This is a genomic window from Kineococcus indalonis, assembly GCF_009906395.1.
GTDB classification, from domain to species: Bacteria; Actinomycetota; Actinomycetes; order Actinomycetales; family Kineococcaceae; genus Kineococcus; species Kineococcus indalonis.
The window spans coordinates 1-20,304 of the sequence record NZ_JAAALM010000020.1 but is presented as its reverse complement, the minus strand read 5'-3'; the positions used below and the strand labels follow the sequence as shown (position 1 = coordinate 20,304).

Sequence of the window (20,304 nt, the reverse complement as noted above, 5' to 3'; positions counted from 1 at the left end):
GAGCTGACCCCACCCCGAGAGGACGACCCGAGCCGATGGCCGAGAACCCGACCGCCGAGCAGACCGCGCCGCAGCGCCAGGGGGTGAGGCGCGCCCTGGTGAGCGTCTACGACAAGACGGGCCTGGAGGAGCTCGCCACCGGCCTGCACGCCGCGGGCGTCGCGATCGTCTCCACCGGCTCCACCGCCGCGCGCATCGCCGCCGCCGGGGTGCCGGTGACGCCCGTGGAGGAGCTGACCGGCTTCCCCGAGTGCCTCGACGGCCGGGTCAAGACGCTGCACCCGCGCGTGCACGCCGGCATCCTCGCCGACCGCCGCCTGCCCGAGCACGTGCAGCAGCTGGCCGACCTGGGCGTGGAGCCGTTCGACCTGGTCGTGGTGAACCTCTACCCGTTCCGCCAGACCGTCGCCTCCGGCGCCGGCTTCGACGAGGTCGTGGAGCAGGTCGACATCGGCGGGCCGTCCATGGTGCGCGCCGCCGCGAAGAACCACCCCAGCGTCGCCGTCGTCGTCGACCCCGCCCGCTACGGCGAGGTGCTGCAGGCCGTGGCCGCCGGCGGGTTCACCGGGCCGCAGCGCCGCCGCCTGGCCGCGGAGGCGTTCGCGCACACCGCCTCCTACGACACCGCCGTCGCCGGCTGGTTCGCCGCGCAGACCCTGGACGAGGGCGACGAGGGCTGGCCCGCCGTCACCGGCGCCGCCCTGGAGCGCACCTCGGTGCTGCGCTACGGCGAGAACCCGCACCAGCGCGCCGCGGTGTACGCCGACCCGGCCGCCGAGCCGGGCATCGCGCAGGCCGTGCAGCTGCACGGCAAGGCGATGTCCTACAACAACTACGTCGACGCCGACGCGGCCCTGCGCGCGGCGTTCGACTTCAGCGCCCCGGCCGTGGCGGTCATCAAGCACGCCAACCCCTGCGGCATCGCCACCGGCGCCGACGTGGCCGACGCCCACGCCAAGGCGCACGCCTGCGACCCGGTGTCCGCCTACGGCGGCGTCATCGCCGCCAACCGCGTGGTCACCGCCGCGATGGCCGCGCAGGTCGCCGACGTGTTCACCGAGGTCGTCGTCGCCCCCGGTTTCGAGGCCGAGGCCCTGGAGGTGCTGCAGCGCAAGAAGAACGTGCGCCTGCTGCAGCTGCCGGACGGCTACGGGCGCCGCGACGAGGAGTGGCGCCCCGTCTCCGGCGGCGTGCTCGTGCAGCAGCTGGACCGCATCGACGCCGAGGGCGACGCGCCGGCGGGCTGGACGCTGGCGGCCGGCGAGCCCGCCGACGCGGCGACCCTGGCCGACCTGGAGTTCGCCTGGCGCTCGGTGCGCTCGGTGCGCTCCAACGCGATCCTGCTGGCGCGCGAGGGCGCCTCGGTGGGCGTGGGCATGGGCCAGGTGAACCGCGTGGACTCCTGCCGCCTGGCCGTCTCCCGCGCCGGCGAGGAGCGCGCCCGCGGCGCCGTGGCCGCCTCCGACGCGTTCTTCCCCTTCGCCGACGGCGCGCAGATCCTCATCGACGCCGGCGTGCGCGCGATCGTGCAGCCGGGCGGCTCGATCCGCGACGAGGAGGTCGTCGAGGCGGCCCGCGCGGCCGGGGTGACGATGTACTTCACCGGCGCACGCCACTTCGCGCACTGACCGGCGCGGGGGTGAGGGGGGTCCCGGCCGGCCCGTCCCGGCGCGTACCCGCCCCGCGGGTGCCCGCCGTCGGTACGGTGCCAGGCGTGCCAGGCGCGCCGGCGGGGACCCCGGGACGCGTGCCGCCCGCCGGCGGCGCGGTCCTCGGCGCGCTCGTGGCCGGGGCCGGGCTGGCCCTGGTGCTGACCCTGCTGGCCGGCCCCGTGGCCGGCGGCCTGGTGCTGGGCGCGGACCTGGCGGTCGCCGCGGTGCTGCGGCTGGTGCTGCCGGTGCGGGTCGCCGGGGCGCTGGCGGTGCGCTCGCGCGCCGTGGACACCGCGGTGCTGCTCGTGCTGGCCGCCGCGTGCGCGGCGCTGAGCTGGTCGCTGCCGGAGGGCTGAGCCGCCGGCGGGCCGCCTCGGTGCGTGGCGGGGCGCGCCCGCGGCGGGTTACGCTCGCCGGGACCATCCAGAGCGGCCGAGAGACCTGGCTCGACGACGCCGCAGCAACCGGGGGGGCCACGACGGCCCCGCCGGTGCTACCGCCAGGACCGATGGAGGAGCGCAGCCGCATGCCCGTGAAGTTCGCCTACTGGGTCCCCAACGTCTCCGGCGGTCTCGTCGTCTCCACGATCGAGCAGCGCACGAGCCACGAGCCCGCCTACAACGTCGAGGTCGCGCGCGCCGCCGAGCGCGTGGGCTTCGAGTACGCCCTCACCCAGGTGCGCTACCTCGCCTCCTACGGCGCGGACGCCCAGCACGAGTCCACCTCGTTCTCCCTGGCGCTGCTGCTGGCCACCGAGAAGATCAAGGTCATCGCCGCCGTCCACCCGTTCTTCTGGCACCCCGGCGTGCTGGCGAAGTTCGCCGCCACCGCGCAGGAGCTCACCGGCAACCGGCTGGCGCTGAACGTCGTCTCCGGCTGGTTCAAGGACGAGGCCACCCAGCTCGGCGTCACCTGGCACGAGCACGACGAGCGCTACCGCCAGTCCGAGGAGTTCATCAGCCTGCTGCGCGGGGTGTGGTCCCAGGACGGGTACTCCCAGAGCGGGGACTTCTTCTCCGCCCGCGACATCACCTTCCGCCCGCAGCCGAGGGTGCAGCCGGAGCTGTTCCAGGGCGGCAACTCCACCGCCGCGCAGGCGATGGCCGGGCGCGTCAGCGACTGGTACTTCATGAACGGCAAGCCGATCGCCGGCGCCGCCGAGCAGGTGCGCACCGTGGGCGCCCTGGCCGCGGCCGCCGGCCGCCGGATCCGCTTCGGCCTCAACGGCTTCGCCGTCGTGCGCGAGACGCGCGAGGAGGCGCGGGCGGTGCTGGAGGAGATCATCGCCAAGGCCGACGTCGCCAAGGTGGAGGGTTTCGGCGCCGCCGTGCAGGAGGCCGGCAACGCCACGAAGGACCGCAAGGGCATGTGGGCCGACAGCGAGTTCCGCGACCTCGTGCAGTACAACGACGGCTTCCGCACCGGCCTGGTCGGCACCCCCGACGAGGTCGCGCGCCGGGTGCTGGCGTACTCCCTGGTCGGGGTGGACCTGCTGCTGCTGGGCTTCCTGCACGTGAAGGAGGAGGTCGAGGCGTTCGGCGAGCTCGTCATCCCGCGGGTGCGCGAGCTGGAGCAGCGCCTGGCCGACGGAGAGGACCTCTCGCTGGGCGCCGAGCTCGACGAGGCGGTCACCGCCTCCGGTGGGCGGGTGGCCTCGCTCGTCTGAGCGCCCCGCCGCCGCGCCGCGCACCCGCCCGCCTCCGTGCGCGCGGCGCGCGGTGCACGTACGGTGCAGCGGTGACCGCTGCCGACACCTGCGCGCCCGTCGCGACCGGGGCCACCGAGCTCGTCGTCCTGCTCACCGAGGACGGCGCCCCCTGCGGCACCGCGCCCAAGTCGCAGGTGCACCACACCGCCACGCCGCTGCACCTGGCGTTCTCCTGCTGGGTGCTCGACGGGGCCGGGCGCACGCTGCTGACCCGGCGCGCCGACACCAAGCGCACCTGGCCCGGCGTGTGGACGAACTCCTTCTGCGGCCACCCGGGCCCGGGCGAGGACCCCGCCGACGCCGTGCACCGGCGTGCCGCCGACGAGCTGGGCAGCGCGGTGCACGCCGTCGCGCCCGTCCTGCCCGGGTTCCGCTACCGCGCCCGGATGGCCGACGGCACCGTGGAGAACGAGGTGTGCCCGGTCTTCACCGCCACCCTCGCCGCGGACCTGGCGCCCAACCCCGAGGAGGTCGGCGCCTGGCGCTGGGTGCCGCTGGAGCAGCTGCGCGCCGAGGTGGCCGCCGACCCCTCCCCGTTCAGCCCGTGGATGCTGCTGCAGCTGCAGCAGCTGCCCGCCGGCCTGCGCTGAGGCGCAGCGGGCGCGACGGGCTCAGCGCGGCAGGGCGCTGGCCCGCCAGCCGTCCGGGCCGGGCGCCGGCGGCAGCCCCAGCGAGCGGGCCCGGTCCGCCCAGTGCGAGCGCGGCAGCGGCGGCGGGGGCGCGGCCGGCGCCGCGGCCAGGCGCGTGAGCACCACCGTCAGCGCCGCCAGCTCCTCCGGCTCGGGGTTGCCGCGCTCGATGCGCAGCGCGGCGAGCAGGCCGGCGGCGGCCCCCGCGGGGGTCGGCCCGGGCTCGGGGACCACCGGCTGCGCGCTCACAGCGGGATGTTCCCGTGCTTCTTGGCCGGCAGCGAGGCCCGCTTGCCCGCCAGCGCCCGCAGCGCCCGCGCCACCTGCACCCGCGTCTCGGACGGGGCGACCACCGCGTCGACGAAGCCGCGCTCGGCGGCGACGTAGGGGTTGGCCAGCTCGTCCTCGTACTCCGCCACCAGCTCCCGGCGGCGGGCCTCGACGTCCTCACCGGCCTCCTCGGCGCGCTTGAGCGTGCCGCGGTGCAGGATGTTCACCGCGCCCTGCGCCCCCATGACGGCGATCTGCGCGGTCGGCCAGGCCAGGCACAGGTCCGCGCCCATCTCCTTGGACCCCATGACGATGTACGCCCCGCCGTACGCCTTGCGGGTGATCACCGTCACCAGCGGCACGGTCGCCTCGGCGTAGGCGTGCAGCAGCTTGGCGCCGCGGCGGATGATGCCGCCGTGCTCCTGCCCGACGCCGGGCAGGAAGCCGGGCACGTCCACCAGGGTGAGCACCGGCACGTTGAAGGCGTCGCAGGTGCGCACGAAGCGGGCCGCCTTCTCCGAGGCGTCGATGTCCAGGGTGCCGGCCAGCTGCGAGGGCTGGTTGGCCACGATGCCCACCGTGCGGCCCTCCACGCGCGCGAAGCCGCACAGCACGTTGGGCGCGAACAGCTCGTGGACCTGCAGGAACTCGCCGTCGTCGACGATCGCGGCGATCACGGCGGTCATGTCGTAGGGCTGGTTGGCCGAGTCCGGCACGATCGTGTCCAGCACCAGGTCGTGCTCGTCGACCTCCAGCGGGCGCTGCTCCTCCGGCGGCAGCAGCGGCGGCTCGGAGAGGTTGTTGCTCGGCAGGAACGAGAGCAGGTCGCGCACCCAGCCGATCGCCTCGTCCTCGTCCTCGGCCAGGTGGTGCGCCACCCCCGAGCGCGAGGCGTGGGTGCGGCCCCCGCCCAGCTCCTCGAAGCCGACGTCCTCGCCGGTCACGGTGCGGATCACGTCCGGGCCGGTGACGAACATGTGGCTGGTGCCGTCGACCATGACGGTGAAGTCGGTCAGCGCGGGGGAGTACACCGCCCCGCCCGCGCACGGCCCGGCGATCAGGGAGACCTGCGGCACCACGCCGGAGGCGTGCACGTTGCGCCGGAAGATGCGCGCGTACTGCACCAGGGAGGCCACGCCCTCCTGGATGCGCGCGCCGCCGCCGTCGTTGACGCCGATCACGGGGCAGCCGTTGGTGGCCGCCCACTCCTGCAGCTCGGCGATCTTGGCGCCGTGCACCTCGCCCAGCGAGCCGCCGAAGGCGGTGAAGTCCTGCGCGTACACGGCCACCGGGCGCTCGTCCACCGTGGCGTAGCCGGTGACCACCCCGTCGCCGTCGACGTGCTTGCTCGCCATGCCGAAGGCGGTGGCGCCGGAGCGCGCGAAGCCGCCCAGCTCCACGAAGGAGCCGGGGTCGACCAGGGCGGCGATGCGCTCGCGGGCCGTCTTCTTGCCGCGCGGGTGCTGCTTGGCGGCGGCGCGCTCGTCGGCGGCCGCCACGGCGGCGTCGGCGCGCCGGTGCAGCTCGGCGAGCTTGCCGGCGGTGCTGCGCGGGTCGGGGCCCGCCGGGACCGGCTGGCCCGCGGGGGCGGGGTCGTGCACGGGCGCGTCGAGACCACTCACGGGGCGGCAGCGTACCCACCCGCGGCGCCGCCCCCCGAACCGCGAGCCCGGGGCGCCCCGGGCGGGTGGTGCCCCGCCCGGCGGCGCCCGGTAGCTTGACGTCGAGACGAAGCCGTCCCGGAGCGGGCCGGCCCACGGTCAGGAGGAGGCAGCACGTGCCCAAGATCAAGGTGCAGGGACCCGTCGTCGAGCTCGACGGCGACGAGATGACCCGGATCATCTGGCAGTTCATCAAGGACCGGCTGATCCACCCCTACCTCGACGTCGACCTGCAGTACTACGACCTGGGCATGGAGAACCGCGACGCGACCGACGACCAGGTCACGATCGACGCCGCCCACGCCATCCAGCGCGCCGGCGTCGGCGTGAAGTGCGCCACCATCACGCCCGACGAGGCGCGGGTGGAGGAGTTCGGCCTCAAGAAGATGTGGCGCTCGCCCAACGGCACGATCCGCAACATCCTCGGCGGCGTGATCTTCCGCGAGCCGATCATCATCTCCAACGTGCCGCGCCTGGTGCCGGGCTGGACCAAGCCGATCATCGTCGGACGCCACGCCTTCGGCGACCAGTACCGCGCCACCGACTTCAAGTTCCCCGGCGAGGGCACCCTGACGGTGACCTTCACCCCCAAGGACGGCTCGGAGCCCATCGAGCACGAGGTCTTCCAGGCGCCCGGCGCCGGGGTGTCGCTGTCGATGTACAACCTCGACAGCTCCATCTACGACTTCGCCCGCGCCTCGCTGAACTACGGCCTGGCCCGCAGGTACCCGGTGTACCTGTCCACGAAGAACACGATCCTCAAGGCCTACGACGGCCGCTTCAAGGACATCTTCGCCGAGGTCTTCGAGACCGAGTTCAAGGCGAAGTTCGACGAGGCGGGCATCACCTACGAGCACCGCCTCATCGACGACATGGTCGCCGCCTCCCTGAAGTGGGAGGGCGGCTACGTGTGGGCCTGCAAGAACTACGACGGCGACGTGCAGTCCGACACCGTCGCGCAGGGCTTCGGCTCCCTGGGCCTGATGACCTCCGTGCTCACCACGCCCGACGGCTCGGTGGTGGAGGCCGAGGCCGCCCACGGCACCGTGACCCGCCACTACCGCCAGCACCAGCAGGGCAAGCCCACCTCCACCAACCCCATCGCCTCCATCTACGCCTGGACCCGGGGCCTGGCCCACCGCGGCCAGCTGGACTCCACCCCCGAGGTCACCGGCTTCGCCGAGACCCTCGAGGACGTGGTCGTGAAGTCCGTGGAGAGCGGCAAGATGACCAAGGACCTCGCGCTGCTCGTCGGCCCCGAGCAGCAGTGGCAGACCACCGAGGAGTTCCTGGGCACCCTCGACGAGAACCTGCGCGCGCGCCTGGCCTGACCCGCGCCCCGCGAGGCCCCCGCACCGCCCGGTGCGGGGGCCTCCGCGCGCCGCGGGCGCCCCCCTGGGGTCGCGGGCGTGAGCACCCACCCCGCCGCGAGCGCGCCGGCGGAGGCCGCCGCGGTGACCGCCGTGGACCGCGCGGCGTTCCCGGCCGACCTCGTGGGCACCGTGGCGGCGGGGGCGGCCCGGTGAGCGGGCGCTCGCGGCGGCCGCTGGACCCGCAGCTGGCGGCGCTGGTGCGCGCCCCGGACCCGGCCCCGCACGAGCTGGAGGAGCCCGCCGGGCAGGAGCCGGAGCCGGTGGAGACCGTGGCGAACCTGCGCGACGTGGCGCACTGCGACCCGCGGCTGGCACCGGGCGTGCTGTGGCGCAGCGCCCAGCCGCTGGCCGGCGACGGCACCCCCGCCGAGGGGGCACGCGGGGCTGGGCGCTCGACCACGGAGCGTCACCGGATCTGGCCGAACGGCTGTGGGCGGTGCTGCGGCGGGCCTGAGCGCCCGCCGGGGCGCCGCTCAGCGGGCATCATGGGGCGCCCGCCGACGGCGGGCGGACACGGCCCCCCCGGGCCCGAGCGACAGGAACACCGTGAAGATCGTCTACTACAGCTTCGGAGGGCGGTACTCCGACAACCCCCGGGCCCTGCACCAGCGTCTGCTGGCCCGGGCGGACGTCGCGGCCGAGCACGTCTGGCTGGCCGGCGCCGAGCACGCCGGCGGCTTCCCCGCCGGCACCGCCACCGTGCCGCTGCACGGCCCGGCGGCCCTGGACGCGCTGGCCTCGGCCGACCTGGTCGTCGCCGACAACCACCTGCCCGCCTGGGGCAAGCGCCCCGGCACCACGTACCTGCAGACCTGGCACGGCACGCCGATGAAGCGCATCCACCGCGACGCGCACTTCACCCAGCCCGCCGGCGAGGACGTCATGGCCAAGCTCGACGACGACGTCACCCGCTGGGACCTGCTGCTGGGCCCCAGCGACGCCGGCGCCGGCGCGCTGCGCGGCGCCTTCCGCTTCGGCGGGCCCGTGCCCGTCACCGGCTACCCGCGCAACGACGCCCTCAGCGCCCCCGACGCCGCGCAGCGCCGCGAGCGGGTGCGCGCCGCGCTGGGCGTCCCGGAGGACAGGACCGCCGTGCTGTACGCGCCGACGTGGCGCGACGACGACCGCTTCGGCGACGGGCCCGACTTCCGCCTGGCCCTGGACCTGCAGCGCTTCGCGCAGCGGCTCGGGGACAGCCACGTGCTGCTGATGCGCCTGCACTACCTGGTGCCCGACGCGCTGCACGGCCTGGACGCGCCCGGCGTGCTGGACGTCTCCCACCACCCCGACGTCAACGACCTGTACCTGGCCGCCGACGTCCTGGTCACCGACTACTCCTCGGCGGTGTTCGACTTCGCGATCACCGGCAAGCCGGTGGTGTCGTTCACCTACGACCTGGAGCGCTACCGCGACGTCCTGCGCGGGTTCTACTTCGACCCGCACGAGGTCGCGCCCGGTCCCGTGGTGCGCACCTCCGAGGAGGTCCTGGACGCCCTCGCCGACCTGGAGGGCGTGCGGGTGGAGCACAAGGTGCGCTACGAGGCGTTCCAGGAGAGGTTCTGCCACGCCGAGGACGGGCACGCCGCCGACCGCGTCCTCGACCTGGTCCTGGCCGGGCGGGGGGTGCGCGCGTGAGCCGCCGCACCGACGGGGTGCGCGGCCCGCTGGACGTGCAGGTGGTCATCCTCGCCGCGGGGCTGGGCACCCGGCTGGGCCGGCCGCTGCCCAAGTCGCAGACCCGCCTGCGCGACGGGCGCACGATCATGCAGCAGCAGGTGGACGGCGTGCGCGCCGCGCTGGGCCCGGACGTGCCGATCACCGTCGTGGTGGGCTTCAAGGCGATGGTCGTCATGGAGGCCCACCCGGACCTGCTGTACGCCTACAACGAGGTCTTCGACTCCACGAACACCTCCAAGAGCCTGCTGCGCGCCCTGGTCACCTCCCGGCCCGGCGGGGTGCTGTGGATGAACGGCGACGTCGTCTTCGACCCGCGCGTGCTGCGCGACGCCCGCCCGTGGATCGAGCGCGACGAGACGTTCGTGTGCGTGAACACCGCCGCCGTGGGCGAGGAGGAGGTGAAGTACACCGTCGACGCCGAGGGCTTCGTGCGCGAGCTGTCCAAGTCGGTGACCGGCGGGCTGGGCGAGGCCGTGGGCATCAACCACGTCTGCGCCGCCGACAAGGCGGTGCTGGTGCAGGAGCTGCGCGCCTGCGCGGACACCGACTACTTCGAGCGCGGCATCGAGACGGCGATCGCGCGCGGGGTGCGGGTGGCCCCCGTGGACGTCTCGGGCTTCGACGTGGTCGAGGTGGACTTCGAGGAGGACCTGCGGCGCGCGGACCGCATCGAGGCCGGGCGCCTGCGCATGGACGCCGTCACCGGCTGAGCCCCGCGCGGGGGCGGGGGGAGCGGCGCCCGCCCGCCCCCGCCGCACCGCCGCTGTGCTGCACGCAGCCCCGGGGTGCCGCATCATGGGTGATCGCGCCGGGACGCGACCGAACCACGAGTCAGCCACCGGCCTGACCGACGAGGGGCACCGTGAAGATCGTCTACCACAGCTTCGAGGGGCGGTACTCGGACAACCCGCGCGCGCTGCACCAGCGCCTGCTCGCGCGCGGCGACCGCGACGACGAGCACGTCTGGCTGTCCACGCCGGCGCACGCCCACGGCTTCCCCGAGGGCACCGCCACCGTGGACATCGACTCCCCGGGGGCCGTGCGCGCCCTGGAGTCCGCCGACCTGGTCGTCTCCAACACCCACCTGGACTTCCCGTGGGACAAGCGCGCCGGCACGACGTACCTGCAGACCTGGCACGGCACGCCGCTCAAGCGCATCCACCGCGACGTCCTCTTCGCGCCCGAGGGGCGCCTGGACCGCCTGGACCACGACGTGGCCAAGTGGGACGTGCTGCTCTCGCCGAACGAGGCCAGCGTCGGCCCGCTGCGCGGGGCCTTCCGCTTCGGCGGGCCCGTGCCCGTCACCGGCTACCCGCGCAACGACGTGCTCAGCGCCCCCGACGCCGCGCAGCGCCGCGAGCGGGTGCGCGCCGAGCTCGGCGTCGAGGACGGGCGCACCGCCGTGCTGTACACGCCGACGTGGCGCGACGACGACAAGTTCGGCGACGGGCCCGACTTCCGCCTGGCCCTGGACCTGCAGCGCTTCACCGAGCGCCTGGGCCGGGACCACGTGCTGCTGCTGCGCCTGCACTACATGGTCTCGGCCGCCCTGCAGGGCCTGGACGTGCCGGGCGTGCTGGACGTGTCGTTCCACCCCGACATCAGCGACCTGTACCTGGCCGCGGACGTCATGGTGACCGACTACTCCTCCACCCAGTTCGACTTCGCGGTCACGGGCAAGCCGATCGTGTACTACGTCTACGACCTGGACCGCTACCGCGACGTCCTGCGCGGGTTCTACTTCGACCCGCACGAGGTCGCGCCCGGCCCGATGGTCGCCGGGTCCGAGCAGGTGCTCGACGCCCTCGCCGACCTCGACGGGGTCCGCACCGCCTACAAGGAGCGCTACGAGGCGTTCCAGGAGAGGTTCTGCCACGCCGAGGACGGGCACGCCGCCGACCGCGTGCTCGACCTCGTCCTGCCGACCGGGGAGGCCCGACCGTGAACCGCCACACCGCTGAGACCCAGGCCGTCATCCTCGCCGCCGGGCTGGGCACCCGGCTGGGCCGGCCGCTGCCCAAGTCGCAGACCCGCCTGCGCGACGGGCGCACGATCATGCAGCAGCAGGTGGAGAACCTGCGCACCGTGCTCGGCGAGGACGTGCCGATCACCGTGGTGGTGGGCTTCAAGGCCACCGTCATCATGGAGGCCCAACCCGACGTGCTCTTCGCCTACAACGAGCTGTTCGACTCCACGAACACCTCCAAGAGCCTGCTGCGCGCCCTGGTCACCTCCCACCCCGGCGGGGTGCTGTGGGTGAACGGCGACGTCGTCTTCGACCCGCGGATCCTGCAGCACGTGCAGCCCTGGCTGGAGCGCGACGAGACGTTCGTGTGCGTGAACACCGCCGCCGTGGGCGAGGAGGAGGTGAAGTACACCGTCGACGCCGAGGGCTTCGTGCGCGAGCTGTCCAAGACCGTCGTGGACGGCCTCGGGGAGGCGGTGGGCATCAACTACGTCTCCGCCGCCGACAAGGCGGTGCTGGTGGAGGAGCTGCGCGCCTGCGCGGACACCGACTACTTCGAGCGCGGCATCGAGACGGCCGTCGCCCGCCGCGGGGTGCGGGTGGTGCCCATCGACATCTCCCGGTTCGACGTCGTGGAGGTGGACTTCGAGGAGGACCTGCAGCGCGCGGACCGCATCGACGCCGAGCACCTGCGCATGGGGGCCCCCGCGCACGTCCGCTGAGCCGTCCGGTCCCGCCACCGGGCACCCGGTGGCGGGACCGGAAGGGCTGCGCCCGCGGCCCGGCCGGCGGCCGGGCCTAGCGGAAGACGACCGTGCGGTGCCCGTCGAGCAGGACGCGGTGCTCCGCGTGCCAGCGCACCGCGCGCGCCAGGGTGCGCGCCTCGACGTCCTGGCCGGTGCGCACCAGCTCGGCCGGGGCGTGGCGGTGGTCGACGCGCTCGATCTCCTGCTCGATGATCGGGCCCTCGTCGAGGTCGGCGGTGACGTAGTGGGCGGTCGCCCCGATGATCTTCACGCCGCGGGCGTGGGCCTGGTGGTACGGCTTGGCGCCCTTGAAGCTGGGCAGGAACGAGTGGTGGATGTTGATCGCCCGGCCCGACAGCTCCCGGCACAGGGCGTCGGACAGGATCTGCATGTAGCGGGCCAGCACCACCAGCTCCACGTCCAGCTCGGAGACCAGCTCGAGCAGGCGCGCCTCGGCGGCCCCCTTGGAGGCGGCGTCGCCGGTGGCGACGGGCACGTGGTGGAAGGGCACCCCGTAGAACTGCGCCAGCGGGGCCAGGTCGGTGTGGTTGGACACCACGCCGACCACGTCCACCGGCAGGTCGCCGGAGCGGTGCCGGAAGAGCAGGTCGTTGAGGCAGTGGCCCTGCTTGGAGCACAGCACCAGGGTGCGCACCCGCTCGGCGGCGTCGCGCAGCTGCCACGTCAGCTCGAAGCGGGCGGCGACCACGCCGACGGTCTCGCGCAGCGCCTCGTCGCTGGCGGCGGCGTCGAAGGCCACGCGCATGAAGAACAGCCCGGTGTCCGGGTCCCCGTACTGCTGGCTCTCGGTGATGTTGGCGTCCAGCGCCACCAGGGCCCCGGTGACGGCGTGCACGATGCCGGGACGGTCGGGGCAGGACAGGGTCAGGACCCTCGGGCGTGCGCTCACGGGGGTGAAGCCTAGGGTGGGCGCGTGCCAGATCCCGCCTCGGCGGCCCTCGCGGTGCGCGCCGGCGCCACCGTCTTCTCCGACGCCAAGAGCACCCTCGTGCAGACCGGCCCCCGCCCGCCGGTGCCCGGCGGCTCCGGCGCCGAGCAGCTGCGCCGCACCGTGCGCACCCTGGACGACGAGCCCGAGGGCGTCGTGGTGGCCGGCGCGGTGCCCTTCGACCTCAGCGCCCCCGGTGCGCTGCGCGTGGGCCCGGCGGTGCGCACCCCGGGGCCGCTGACGCCCCCGCCGGGGCACGTGCCGGTGCCGGCCACGGTGGCGCGCAGCCGCCCGCTGCCCACGCCGGAGGGGTACGCCGCCGAGGTGCGCGCGGCGCTGGCGCGCATCGCCGCCGGCGACGTGCACAAGGTGGTGCTGGCCCGCTCCCTGGAGCTGACCGCCCTGGTGGACTGGTCGGTGCCGGACCTGGTGGCCGAGCTGGGCGCGCGCAACCCGGCCGCCACGACGCTGGCGGTGCCGCTGGACGACCCCGCGCGCGCCGGAGCGCGCTGGCTGGTGGGCGCCAGCCCGGAGCTGCTGCTGCGCCGGCGCGGTCCCAGCGTGCTGCTGCGCCCGCTGGCCGGCTCCGTGCCGCGCTCGCCGGAGCCGGAGGAGGACCTGCGCCGCGCCGACGCGCTGATGGCCTCCGACAAGGACCGCCGCGAGCACGCCTACGTGGTGGACGCCGTGGTGGAGGCGCTGCGCCCGTTCTGCCGCACGGTCAGCGCCCCGCAGCCGGAGCTGCTGGCCACGCCGACGGTGTGGCACCTGGCCACGCGCATCACCGCCCTGCTCAACGACACCACCACCACGTCGGTGGACCTGGTGGCCGCCCTGCACCCCACGCCGGCGGTGGGCGGCTCCCCGCGCCGCGCCGCGCTGCAGGTGATCCGCGAGGTGGAGGGGCTCGAGCGCGGCTGCTACGCCGGCGCGATCGGGTGGCAGGACGGCGACGGCGACGGCGAGTGGGTCGTGGGGGTGCGCTGCGCGGAGGTCGCCGGGCGGGTGCTGCGCATCTTCGGCGGCGCGGGCATCGTCGCCGGCTCCGACCCGGCGGCCGAGGTGCGCGAGACGGCCGCGAAGATGCGCACGGTGCTGGAGGCGGCCGTCCCGCGCTGAGGGGGCCCTGGGCTACCCTGGCGGTGCCGCGACTGGCGAGGGTGGTCACCACCGGGGAGCGGCAACGGGCCGGGCGCCGCGCGCGCCGGCCCGCCGTTCACGGGGTCGTCCGCCTGGGCCTCGCGTCGCCACCGCCGCCCGAGCCAGAGGAGCGATACGTGACCGACGTCCTGCCCACCCCCACCGCGACCGGCGGGGTCACCGACCGCCCGCTGTCCGAGGTCGACCCCGAGATCGCCGCGGTCCTCGACGCCGAGCTGGGCCGCCAGCGCGACACGCTGGAGATGATCGCCAGCGAGAACTTCGCGCCGCGCGCCGTGCTGCAGGCGCAGGGCTCGGTGCTGACCAACAAGTACGCCGAGGGCTACCCCGGCAAGCGCTACTACGGCGGCTGCGAGCACGTCGACGTGGCCGAGGAGCTGGCCCGCACCCGCGCCAGGGAGCTGTTCGGCGCCGAGCACGCCAACGTGCAGCCGCACTCCGGCGCCAGCGCCAACGCCGCCGCCATGCACGCCTTCATCCGCGGCGGCGACGGCATCCTGGGCCTGGAGCTGGCCCACGGTGGCCACCTCACGCACGGCATGAAGATCAACTTCTCGGGCCGGATGTACGACGTGTCCGCCTACGGGGTGGACCCGCGGACCTTCCGCGTGGACATGGACGTCGTGCGCGCCACGGCGCTGTCGGCGCGCCCGAAGCTCATCATCGCCGGCTGGTCGGCGTACCCGCGCCAGCTGGACTTCGCCGCGTTCCGCGAGATCGCCGACGAGGTCGGCGCCCACCTCATGGTCGACATGGCGCACTTCGCCGGCCTGGTGGCCGCGGGCCTGCACCCCTCGCCGGTGCCGCACGCGCACGTGGTGACCTCCACCGTGCACAAGACCCTCGCCGGCCCGCGCTCGGGGCTGATCCTGACCACCGCCGAGCACGCCAAGAAGGTCGACTCGGCGGTCTTCCCCGGCCAGCAGGGCGGCCCGCTCATGCACGTCGTGGCCGCCAAGGCCGTGGCGTTCAAGGTCGCCGGCTCGGAGGGGTTCCGCGAGCGCCAGGCCCGCACCCTGGAGGGCGCCCGGATCGTCGCCGAGCGCCTGACCGCGCCGGACGCGAAGGAGGCCGGCGTCTCCGTCCTCACCGGCGGCACCGACGTGCACCTGGTGCTGGTGGACCTGCGCGAGTCGCAGCTGGACGGCCAGCAGGCCGAGGACCGCCTGCACGAGGTCGGCATCACCGTGAACCGCAACGCGGTGCCCTTCGACCCGCGCCCGCCGATGGTCACCTCCGGCCTGCGCATCGGCACCCCGGCGCTGGCCACCCGCGGCTTCGGCGCCGAGGAGTTCACCGAGGTCGCCGACGTCATCGCGCAGGCGCTCAAGCCGAGCTTCGACGCCGAGGCGCTGCGCGCGCGCGTGGCGCGGCTCACCGAGCGCTTCCCGCTGTACCCGGGCGCGGAGACCTTCGCGTGAGCGCGGTCGTCCTCGACGGCCGGGCCGCCGCGGCGGCCGTGAAGGCCGACCTGACCGAGCGCGTGGCGGAGCTGCGCGAGCACGGCGTGGTCCCCGGCCTGGGCACGGTGCTGGTGGGCGACGACCCCGGCTCGGCCTCGTACGTGCGCGGCAAGCACCGCGACTGCGCCGAGGTGGGCATCGCCTCGATCCAGGTGGAGCTGCCGGCCACGGCCACCCAGGGCGAGGTCGAGGCGGAGGTCGCGCGGCTGAACGCGGACCCGGCCTGCACCGGGTTCATCGTGCAGCTGCCGCTGCCGGCCGGCATCGACGCCAACCGGGTGCTGGAGGCCGTCGACCCCGCCAAGGACGCCGACGGCCTGCACCCGACGAACCTGGGGCGGCTGGTGCTGCGGGTGCGCGAGGAGATCACCTCCCCGCTGCCGTGCACGCCGCGCGGGGTCATCGACCTGCTGCTGCGCCACGACGTGCCGCTGGACGGCGCGGAGGTCGTCGTGGTGGGCCGCGGGGTGACGGTGGGCCGCCCCATCGGGCTGCTGCTGACGCGCCGCCACCCCAACGCCACCGTGACGCTGTGCCACACCGGCACCAGGGACCTCGCCTCGCACCTGCGCCGCGCCGACGTGGTCGTCGCGGCGGCGGGCGTGCCGGGCCTGGTGACCCGCGACGTCGTCAAGCCGGGCGCCGCGGTGCTCGACGTGGGCGTCTCGCGCGTGCCCGACCCGGTGACGGGCAAGCCGAAGCTGGCCGGCGACGTCGCCCTCGACGTCGCCGAGGTGGCCGGGTTCGTGGCCCCCAACCCCGGCGGGGTGGGGCCGATGACGCGCGCGCTGCTGCTGACGAACGTGGTGGAGAGCGCGGAGCGGGCCGCCGGCCTGCGCTGAGCCGCACGCGCGGGTCCGCGCGGCCGAGCACCCTCGAGCACCCCGGTGGGCACCCGCCCGCCGGGGTGCTCGTGCGTGCGGGGCTCAGCCCTCCAGCACCGCCCAGCCGCGCGGGCCCAGGTGCACCCGGCCGCCGGCCAGGCGCCCCGCGCCGCAGGCGAGCGCGCCGGCGCCCGCGGCGGGCAGGTCGGCGGGGGAGTGCTCCAGGTTCAGCGCCACGACCACGGCGCCGGCGCCGGTGGCGGTGCGCAGCACGGCGCGCCGGTTCTCCAGGTGCACGACGTCGGTGTGCGCGCGCACCAGCCACGGGTGGCGCCGGCGCAGCGCGATCAGGGAGCGGTGGGCGCGCAGCACCTCCCGCGCGCCGGCGTCCAGCTCGGCCTCGGCGGGCGGGTGCGCGGGGAACTCCGGGCGCACCGCGTCGTCGCCGCCGGCGCGCTGCTCCTTCACGCCCGTCCAGGCGAACTCGTCACCGGCGTACACGCTGGGCACGCCCGCCACGGTGAGCAGCACGGCCAGGGCGTGGGGGACGAGGTCGGCGCCGAGGGCGGAGGCGATGCGCGTGACGTCGTGGTTGCCCACGAACGTCGAGGGCGCGAACGTGGCCAGCAGGGCGTCGTGGCGGCGCAGGGCGTGGGCGAGCTCGAAGAGGTTGCCGTCGGCGATGCCGTGCCACAGGCCCTGCCACAGCTCGTACTGCGTCAGGGAGTCCACGGTGGAGGCGCGCACGATCCCGGCGGCGTCGCCGTGGATGACCTCGCCGGTGAACCAGGCCCCCGGGTGGGCGCGGCGCACCTGCGGCAGCACCCGCGCCCAGAACCCCGGGTCCACGGCGTAGGCGGCGTCCAGCCGCCAGGCGTCCGCGCCCCGCTCCAGCCAGTGCGTCATCACCCGCACCACGAGGTCCTCCACGGCCGGGGAGGAGTGGTCCAGGGCCACGAGCTGCTCGTGCCCCTCGAACACCTGCGCGCGCACCGGCTCCCCGGGGCGCCAGCCCTCCCAGTCGACGCGGAACATGCCGGCCGTGGGCGCCGCGGGCCCGTGCTCCTCCAGGGCGCGGAAGGCCGGGTGCGCGCGGCCGACGTGGTTGAACACCCCGTCGAGCTGCACGCGCAGCCCGCGCGCGCGGGCCGCGGCGACCAGGCGCTCGAAGTCGCCCTCGTCGCCCAGGCGCGGGTCGACGCGGAAGTGGTCGACGGTGTCGTAGCCGTGGGTGGAGGAGGCGAAGACCGGGCCGAGGGCGAGGCCGTTCAGGCCGAGCTCGACGACGTGGTCCAGCCACGCCCCCACCCGCCCCAGCCGGTGCACCACGTCGCCCGCGCCGCCCGCGCCGTCGGCCGGGCGCACGGGGGCGCCGGTGAAGCCCAGCGGGTACAGGTGCCACCACATCACGTGCTCGGTCCACGACGTCACGGCGCCGCATCCTCCAGGAGGAGCGCTCGTCCCGCGCGGCGGGGGCGGCGACCCCGCGCGGCGGCCCGCTCACCTTCGGGCCCAGCCCCGTGCACCCGCTGGACCGGCTCAGCGCCCACCTGGGCGGCGCGCGCGTCTGGGCCAAGCGCGAGGACGTCAACTCCGGCCTGGCCCACGGCGGCAACAAGACCCGCGAGCTGGAGCACCTCGTGCCCGAGGCCCTGGCGCAGGGCGCGGACACCCTGGTCCCCATCGGCGGGTACCAGTCCAACCACACCCGGCAGGTCGCCGCCGTCGCCGCGCACCTGGGCCTGAGGGCGGTGCAGGACGTGCGCGCCGCCGGCGGCACCCCCCACGCCATCCCCGCCGGCGCCTCCGACCACCGCCTCGGCGGGCTGGGGTTCGCCCGCTGGGCCGAGGAGGTGCGCCGGCAGGAGGAGGAGCTGGGCGTCTTCTTCGACACGGTCGTGGTGTGCTCGGTGACCGGCTCCACGCAGGCCGGCTCCACGCAGGCCGGGATGGTCGCCGGGTTCGCCGCCCAGGACCGCCCGCGCCGCGTGATCGGCATCGACGCCTCCGCGGAGCTGGCCGAGACGCGCGCGCAGGTCGAGCGCATCGCCCGCCGCACCGCCGACCTGATCGACCTCGGCCGCGACCTGCGCGAGGACGAGGTCGAGGTCCTGCTCGGCTGGGCGGGGGAGCGCTACGGCGTGCCCGTGGCCTCCACCCTGGAGGCGATCCGCCTCGTGGGGCGCCTGGAGGGCGTCGTCCTCGACCCCGTCCACGAGGGCAAGTCGATGGCCGGGCTGGTCGACCTGGTGCGCGGGGGCAGGATCCCACCCGGCTCGAACGTGCTCTTCGCGCACCTGGGCGGCCAGCCCGCGCTCAACGCCTGCTCGGCGCTGTTCCGCGACTGACGCCCCCCGCGGGCGCGGCCGCACTCGCAGCGGCCGGGGCTCACCCCGCCCGGTGCGGCTGCGGGGCGGGCACCCCCAGGCGCGCGGCCACCGACTGCAGCCTGATGAGCTCGCCGTGCTGGCGCACCGCCGCGGCGCGCGCGCACGCGGTCCACGCGTCCGCGCGCACCCGGCTCGAACGGCTCAGCGCCCGCACGGCCCGGGCGCGCACGTCGTCGTCGGGTGCGGTGGCGCGGGGTGCGTCGGTCACGGTCGGGTCCGGGTGCTCGGCGGGTGCGCCGGCGGTCCCGGCGCTGCTGGGACCAGCATGCCCCCCCCGGCGCCCGGGCGCACCGGCGGGCGACCCCCTCGCGCCGGCCGGCGGCCGCCGCCGCCAGGATGGGGCGGTGCTCACCGTCGCCACCGTCAACGTCAACGGCATCCGCGCCGCCGTGCGCCGCGGCATGGCCCCCTGGCTCGCCGAGCGGGCCCCGGACGTGCTGTGCCTGCAGGAGGTGCGCGCCCCCGACGAGGTGCTGGGGGCCCTGCTCGAGCAGTCCCTCGGGGGCGGCTGGCACGTGGCGCACCGCGAGCCCACCGACGCCGGCACCCGGGGCCGGGCGGGCGTGGCGGTGGCCACCCGCCTGCCGGTGGGCGAGCAGCGCACCGAGCTGGACCCGCGCTTCGACGGCGCCGGCCGCTGGGTGGAGCTGGACGTGCAGACCCCCTCGGGCACCGTGACGGTGGTGTCGGTGTACGTGCACACCGGCGAGGCGGGCACCCCCAAGCAGGACGACAAGCTCGCGTTCCTGGACGCGGTGGGCGCCCGGCTGGAGCAGCTGCGCGAGCGCGGGGGGCACGCTGTGGTGTGCGGCGACTTCAACGTCGCCCACCGCGAGCAGGACATCAAGAACTGGCGGGGGAACCTGAAGAAGGCGGGTTTCCTGCCCGAGGAGCGCGCCCGCTACGACCGCTGGTTCGCCTCCGGCTGGGTGGACGTGGTGCGCTCGCTGCACCCGGGCGTGGAGGGGCCGTACTCGTGGTGGAGCTGGCGGGGCCAGGCCTTCGACCGCGACACGGGCTGGCGGATCGACCTGCACGTGGCCACCGAGGGCCTGGCGGCCCGGGCGAGGAGCGCGGTGGTCGACCGCGCCGCCTCCTACGCCGAGCGCTTCAGCGACCACGCGCCGGTCGTGGTGGCGTACGACGTGTGAGCCGCGGCGGGCGCGGCGCTCAGGCCGTGACGGTCTCCAGGACCACCTCGACGTTGCCGCGGGTGGCGTTGGAGTACGGGCAGACCTGGTGCGCGGCCCGGACGAGCTCCTCGGCCGCGGCCTGCTCCAGCCCGCCGAGCTCGACGTGCAGGGCCACCTCCAGGGCGAACCCGCCGGCCCCGTCCGGGCCGATGCCGACCTCGGCGGTGACGGCGGAGTCGGTGAAGGCCACCCCCCGCTCGCGGGCCACGGCCTTCAGGGCGCCGTGGAAGCAGGCGGCGTAGCCGGCGGCGAAGAGCTGCTCGGGGTTGGTGGCGCCGCCGGGCCCGCCCATCTCGCGGGGCACGGCGAGGTCGACGTCGACCAGGCCGTCGTCGGTGCGGGCGTGGCCGTTGCGGCCCTCCCCGGTGGCGGTGGCGACGGCGGTGTAGACGGCGGGCAAGGGGACCTCCGGGTCGGCAGGGGGGACGTTCGTCGTCCCGCAGTGCACACCCTGCGCCGACCACCCGCACTTCCCCGGCGAGGAGGGCCTCGTCGTGGCCCGCCTGCGCCCGGTCGACGCGCTCCCCGGGGCCGGGGGCGGCACCCTCAGCGCGCCAGCGCCACCGTCGCGGCCACCGCGCCGGCCAGCGCGGCGCCCGCCGCCGCCCAGCGCAGCGCGTGCCGGGGCCGGCCGTCGGTGAG

20 protein-coding genes are annotated in these 20,304 nt (G+C 75.7%); 14 read left to right on the top strand and 6 right to left on the bottom strand.

Features of this window, described 5'->3' with window-relative positions:
- Positions 1–35 precede the first annotated feature (35 nt).
- The 4 genes from purH (at position 36) to idi (ending at position 3,950) form a co-directional block, all read left to right on the top strand.
- The gene (purH, locus tag GTR00_RS02385) at positions 36–1,628 is read left to right on the top strand and encodes a bifunctional phosphoribosylaminoimidazolecarboxamide formyltransferase/IMP cyclohydrolase (RefSeq protein ID WP_166610052.1); all 1,593 of its coding nucleotides are present in this window, start codon (positions 36–38) and stop codon (positions 1,626–1,628) included.
- Between the two features lie 119 nt (positions 1,629–1,747).
- Positions 1,748–2,008: a DUF3017 domain-containing protein gene (locus GTR00_RS24710; protein WP_205704875.1), complete on the top strand. Its 261-nt coding sequence runs from the start codon at positions 1,748–1,750 to the stop codon at positions 2,006–2,008.
- A gap of 152 nt (positions 2,009–2,160) precedes the next feature.
- Positions 2,161–3,318 carry a dimethylsulfone monooxygenase SfnG gene (gene sfnG / locus GTR00_RS02375; protein WP_240899229.1) on the top strand — a complete coding sequence of 386 codons (1,158 nt, stop codon included), beginning with the start codon at positions 2,161–2,163 and terminating at the stop codon, positions 3,316–3,318.
- A 71-nt stretch (positions 3,319–3,389) separates the two neighbouring features.
- Positions 3,390–3,950 carry an isopentenyl-diphosphate Delta-isomerase gene (gene idi, locus GTR00_RS02370; RefSeq protein ID WP_166610050.1) on the top strand — a complete coding sequence of 187 codons (561 nt, stop codon included), beginning with the start codon at positions 3,390–3,392 and terminating at the stop codon, positions 3,948–3,950.
- A gap of 21 nt (positions 3,951–3,971) precedes the next feature.
- Here idi and GTR00_RS23335 read toward each other — a convergent pair whose 3' ends face one another.
- Positions 3,972–4,238, bottom strand: coding sequence for an acyl-CoA carboxylase subunit epsilon (locus tag GTR00_RS23335; RefSeq protein ID WP_205704874.1), 267 nt, complete (start codon positions 4,236–4,238; stop codon positions 3,972–3,974).
- A complete protein-coding gene (locus GTR00_RS02360; protein ID WP_166610057.1) occupies positions 4,235–5,860 on the bottom strand; it encodes an acyl-CoA carboxylase subunit beta in 1,626 nt (541 codons plus the stop codon). The genes GTR00_RS23335 and GTR00_RS02360 overlap by 4 nt, the downstream gene beginning before the upstream one ends.
- Positions 5,861–6,036: 176 nt before the next feature.
- On the opposite strand from GTR00_RS02360, the gene GTR00_RS02355 reads away from it, so the two are divergent.
- From GTR00_RS02355 to GTR00_RS02335, 5 genes are all read left to right on the top strand, one after another.
- Positions 6,037–7,251, top strand: coding sequence for an NADP-dependent isocitrate dehydrogenase (locus GTR00_RS02355; RefSeq protein ID WP_166610049.1), 1,215 nt, complete (start codon positions 6,037–6,039; stop codon positions 7,249–7,251).
- A gap of 588 nt (positions 7,252–7,839) precedes the next feature.
- Positions 7,840–8,928, top strand: coding sequence for a CDP-glycerol glycerophosphotransferase family protein (locus GTR00_RS02350; protein WP_166610048.1), 1,089 nt, complete (start codon positions 7,840–7,842; stop codon positions 8,926–8,928).
- Positions 8,929–8,957: 29 nt separating this feature from the next.
- Positions 8,958–9,680, top strand: coding sequence for a phosphocholine cytidylyltransferase family protein (locus GTR00_RS02345; protein WP_166610056.1), 723 nt, complete (start codon positions 8,958–8,960; stop codon positions 9,678–9,680).
- Positions 9,681–9,832: 152 nt separating this feature from the next.
- Positions 9,833–10,915, top strand: coding sequence for a CDP-glycerol glycerophosphotransferase family protein (locus GTR00_RS02340; RefSeq protein ID WP_166610047.1), 1,083 nt, complete (start codon positions 9,833–9,835; stop codon positions 10,913–10,915).
- On the top strand, positions 10,912–11,658 hold the full coding sequence (locus GTR00_RS02335; protein WP_166610046.1) for a phosphocholine cytidylyltransferase family protein: 747 nt from the start codon (positions 10,912–10,914) through the stop codon (positions 11,656–11,658). The genes GTR00_RS02340 and GTR00_RS02335 overlap by 4 nt, the downstream gene beginning before the upstream one ends.
- A gap of 76 nt (positions 11,659–11,734) precedes the next feature.
- Here the strand turns inward: GTR00_RS02335 and purU are convergent, their stop codons facing one another.
- Positions 11,735–12,592 (bottom strand): formyltetrahydrofolate deformylase, encoded by an 858-nt coding sequence (gene purU / locus GTR00_RS02330; RefSeq protein WP_166610045.1) that lies wholly within the window; start codon positions 12,590–12,592, stop codon positions 11,735–11,737.
- A 24-nt stretch (positions 12,593–12,616) separates the two neighbouring features.
- Here purU and GTR00_RS02325 point away from each other — a divergent pair, with 24 nt between their 5' ends.
- The 3 genes from GTR00_RS02325 (at position 12,617) to GTR00_RS02315 (ending at position 16,097) form a co-directional block, all read left to right on the top strand.
- Positions 12,617–13,750, top strand: coding sequence for an isochorismate synthase (locus tag GTR00_RS02325; RefSeq protein ID WP_166610044.1), 1,134 nt, complete (start codon positions 12,617–12,619; stop codon positions 13,748–13,750).
- Between the two features lie 158 nt (positions 13,751–13,908).
- Positions 13,909–15,213, top strand: a complete 1,305-nt coding sequence (glyA, locus tag GTR00_RS02320; protein ID WP_323132151.1) for a serine hydroxymethyltransferase — start codon at positions 13,909–13,911, stop codon at positions 15,211–15,213.
- On the top strand, positions 15,210–16,097 hold the full coding sequence (locus GTR00_RS02315; protein WP_166610043.1) for a bifunctional methylenetetrahydrofolate dehydrogenase/methenyltetrahydrofolate cyclohydrolase: 888 nt from the start codon (positions 15,210–15,212) through the stop codon (positions 16,095–16,097). The genes glyA and GTR00_RS02315 overlap by 4 nt, the downstream gene beginning before the upstream one ends.
- 84 nt (positions 16,098–16,181) lie before the next feature.
- On the opposite strand, the gene GTR00_RS02310 is transcribed toward GTR00_RS02315, so the two are convergent.
- Entirely contained in the window at positions 16,182–17,510 is a 1,329-nt protein-coding gene (locus GTR00_RS02310) for an alpha-amylase family protein (protein WP_205704872.1), read from the bottom strand.
- Between the two features lie 8 nt (positions 17,511–17,518).
- On the opposite strand from GTR00_RS02310, the gene GTR00_RS02305 reads away from it, so the two are divergent.
- Positions 17,519–18,427, top strand: a complete 909-nt coding sequence (locus GTR00_RS02305; protein ID WP_166610053.1) for a pyridoxal-phosphate dependent enzyme — start codon at positions 17,519–17,521, stop codon at positions 18,425–18,427.
- A gap of 40 nt (positions 18,428–18,467) precedes the next feature.
- On the opposite strand, the gene GTR00_RS25440 is transcribed toward GTR00_RS02305, so the two are convergent.
- A complete protein-coding gene (locus GTR00_RS25440) occupies positions 18,468–18,677 on the bottom strand; it encodes a hypothetical protein (RefSeq protein WP_240899228.1) in 210 nt (69 codons plus the stop codon).
- Positions 18,678–18,813: 136 nt separating this feature from the next.
- Between GTR00_RS25440 and GTR00_RS02300 the strand changes: the two genes are divergently transcribed.
- Positions 18,814–19,620: an exodeoxyribonuclease III gene (locus tag GTR00_RS02300; protein WP_323132150.1), complete on the top strand. Its 807-nt coding sequence runs from the start codon at positions 18,814–18,816 to the stop codon at positions 19,618–19,620.
- Positions 19,621–19,639: 19 nt separating this feature from the next.
- Here GTR00_RS02300 and GTR00_RS02295 read toward each other — a convergent pair whose 3' ends face one another.
- Positions 19,640–20,062: an organic hydroperoxide resistance protein gene (locus GTR00_RS02295; protein ID WP_166610041.1), complete on the bottom strand. Its 423-nt coding sequence runs from the start codon at positions 20,060–20,062 to the stop codon at positions 19,640–19,642.
- Positions 20,063–20,304 lie beyond the last annotated feature (242 nt).

Coding starts and splice junctions, on each gene's coding strand:
- purH (WP_166610052.1), top strand. CDS start 36: ATGGCCGAGAACCCGACCGCCGAGCAGACCGCGCCGCAGCGCCAGGGG.
- sfnG (WP_240899229.1), top strand. CDS start 2,161: ATGGAGGAGCGCAGCCGCATGCCCGTGAAGTTCGCCTACTGGGTCCCC.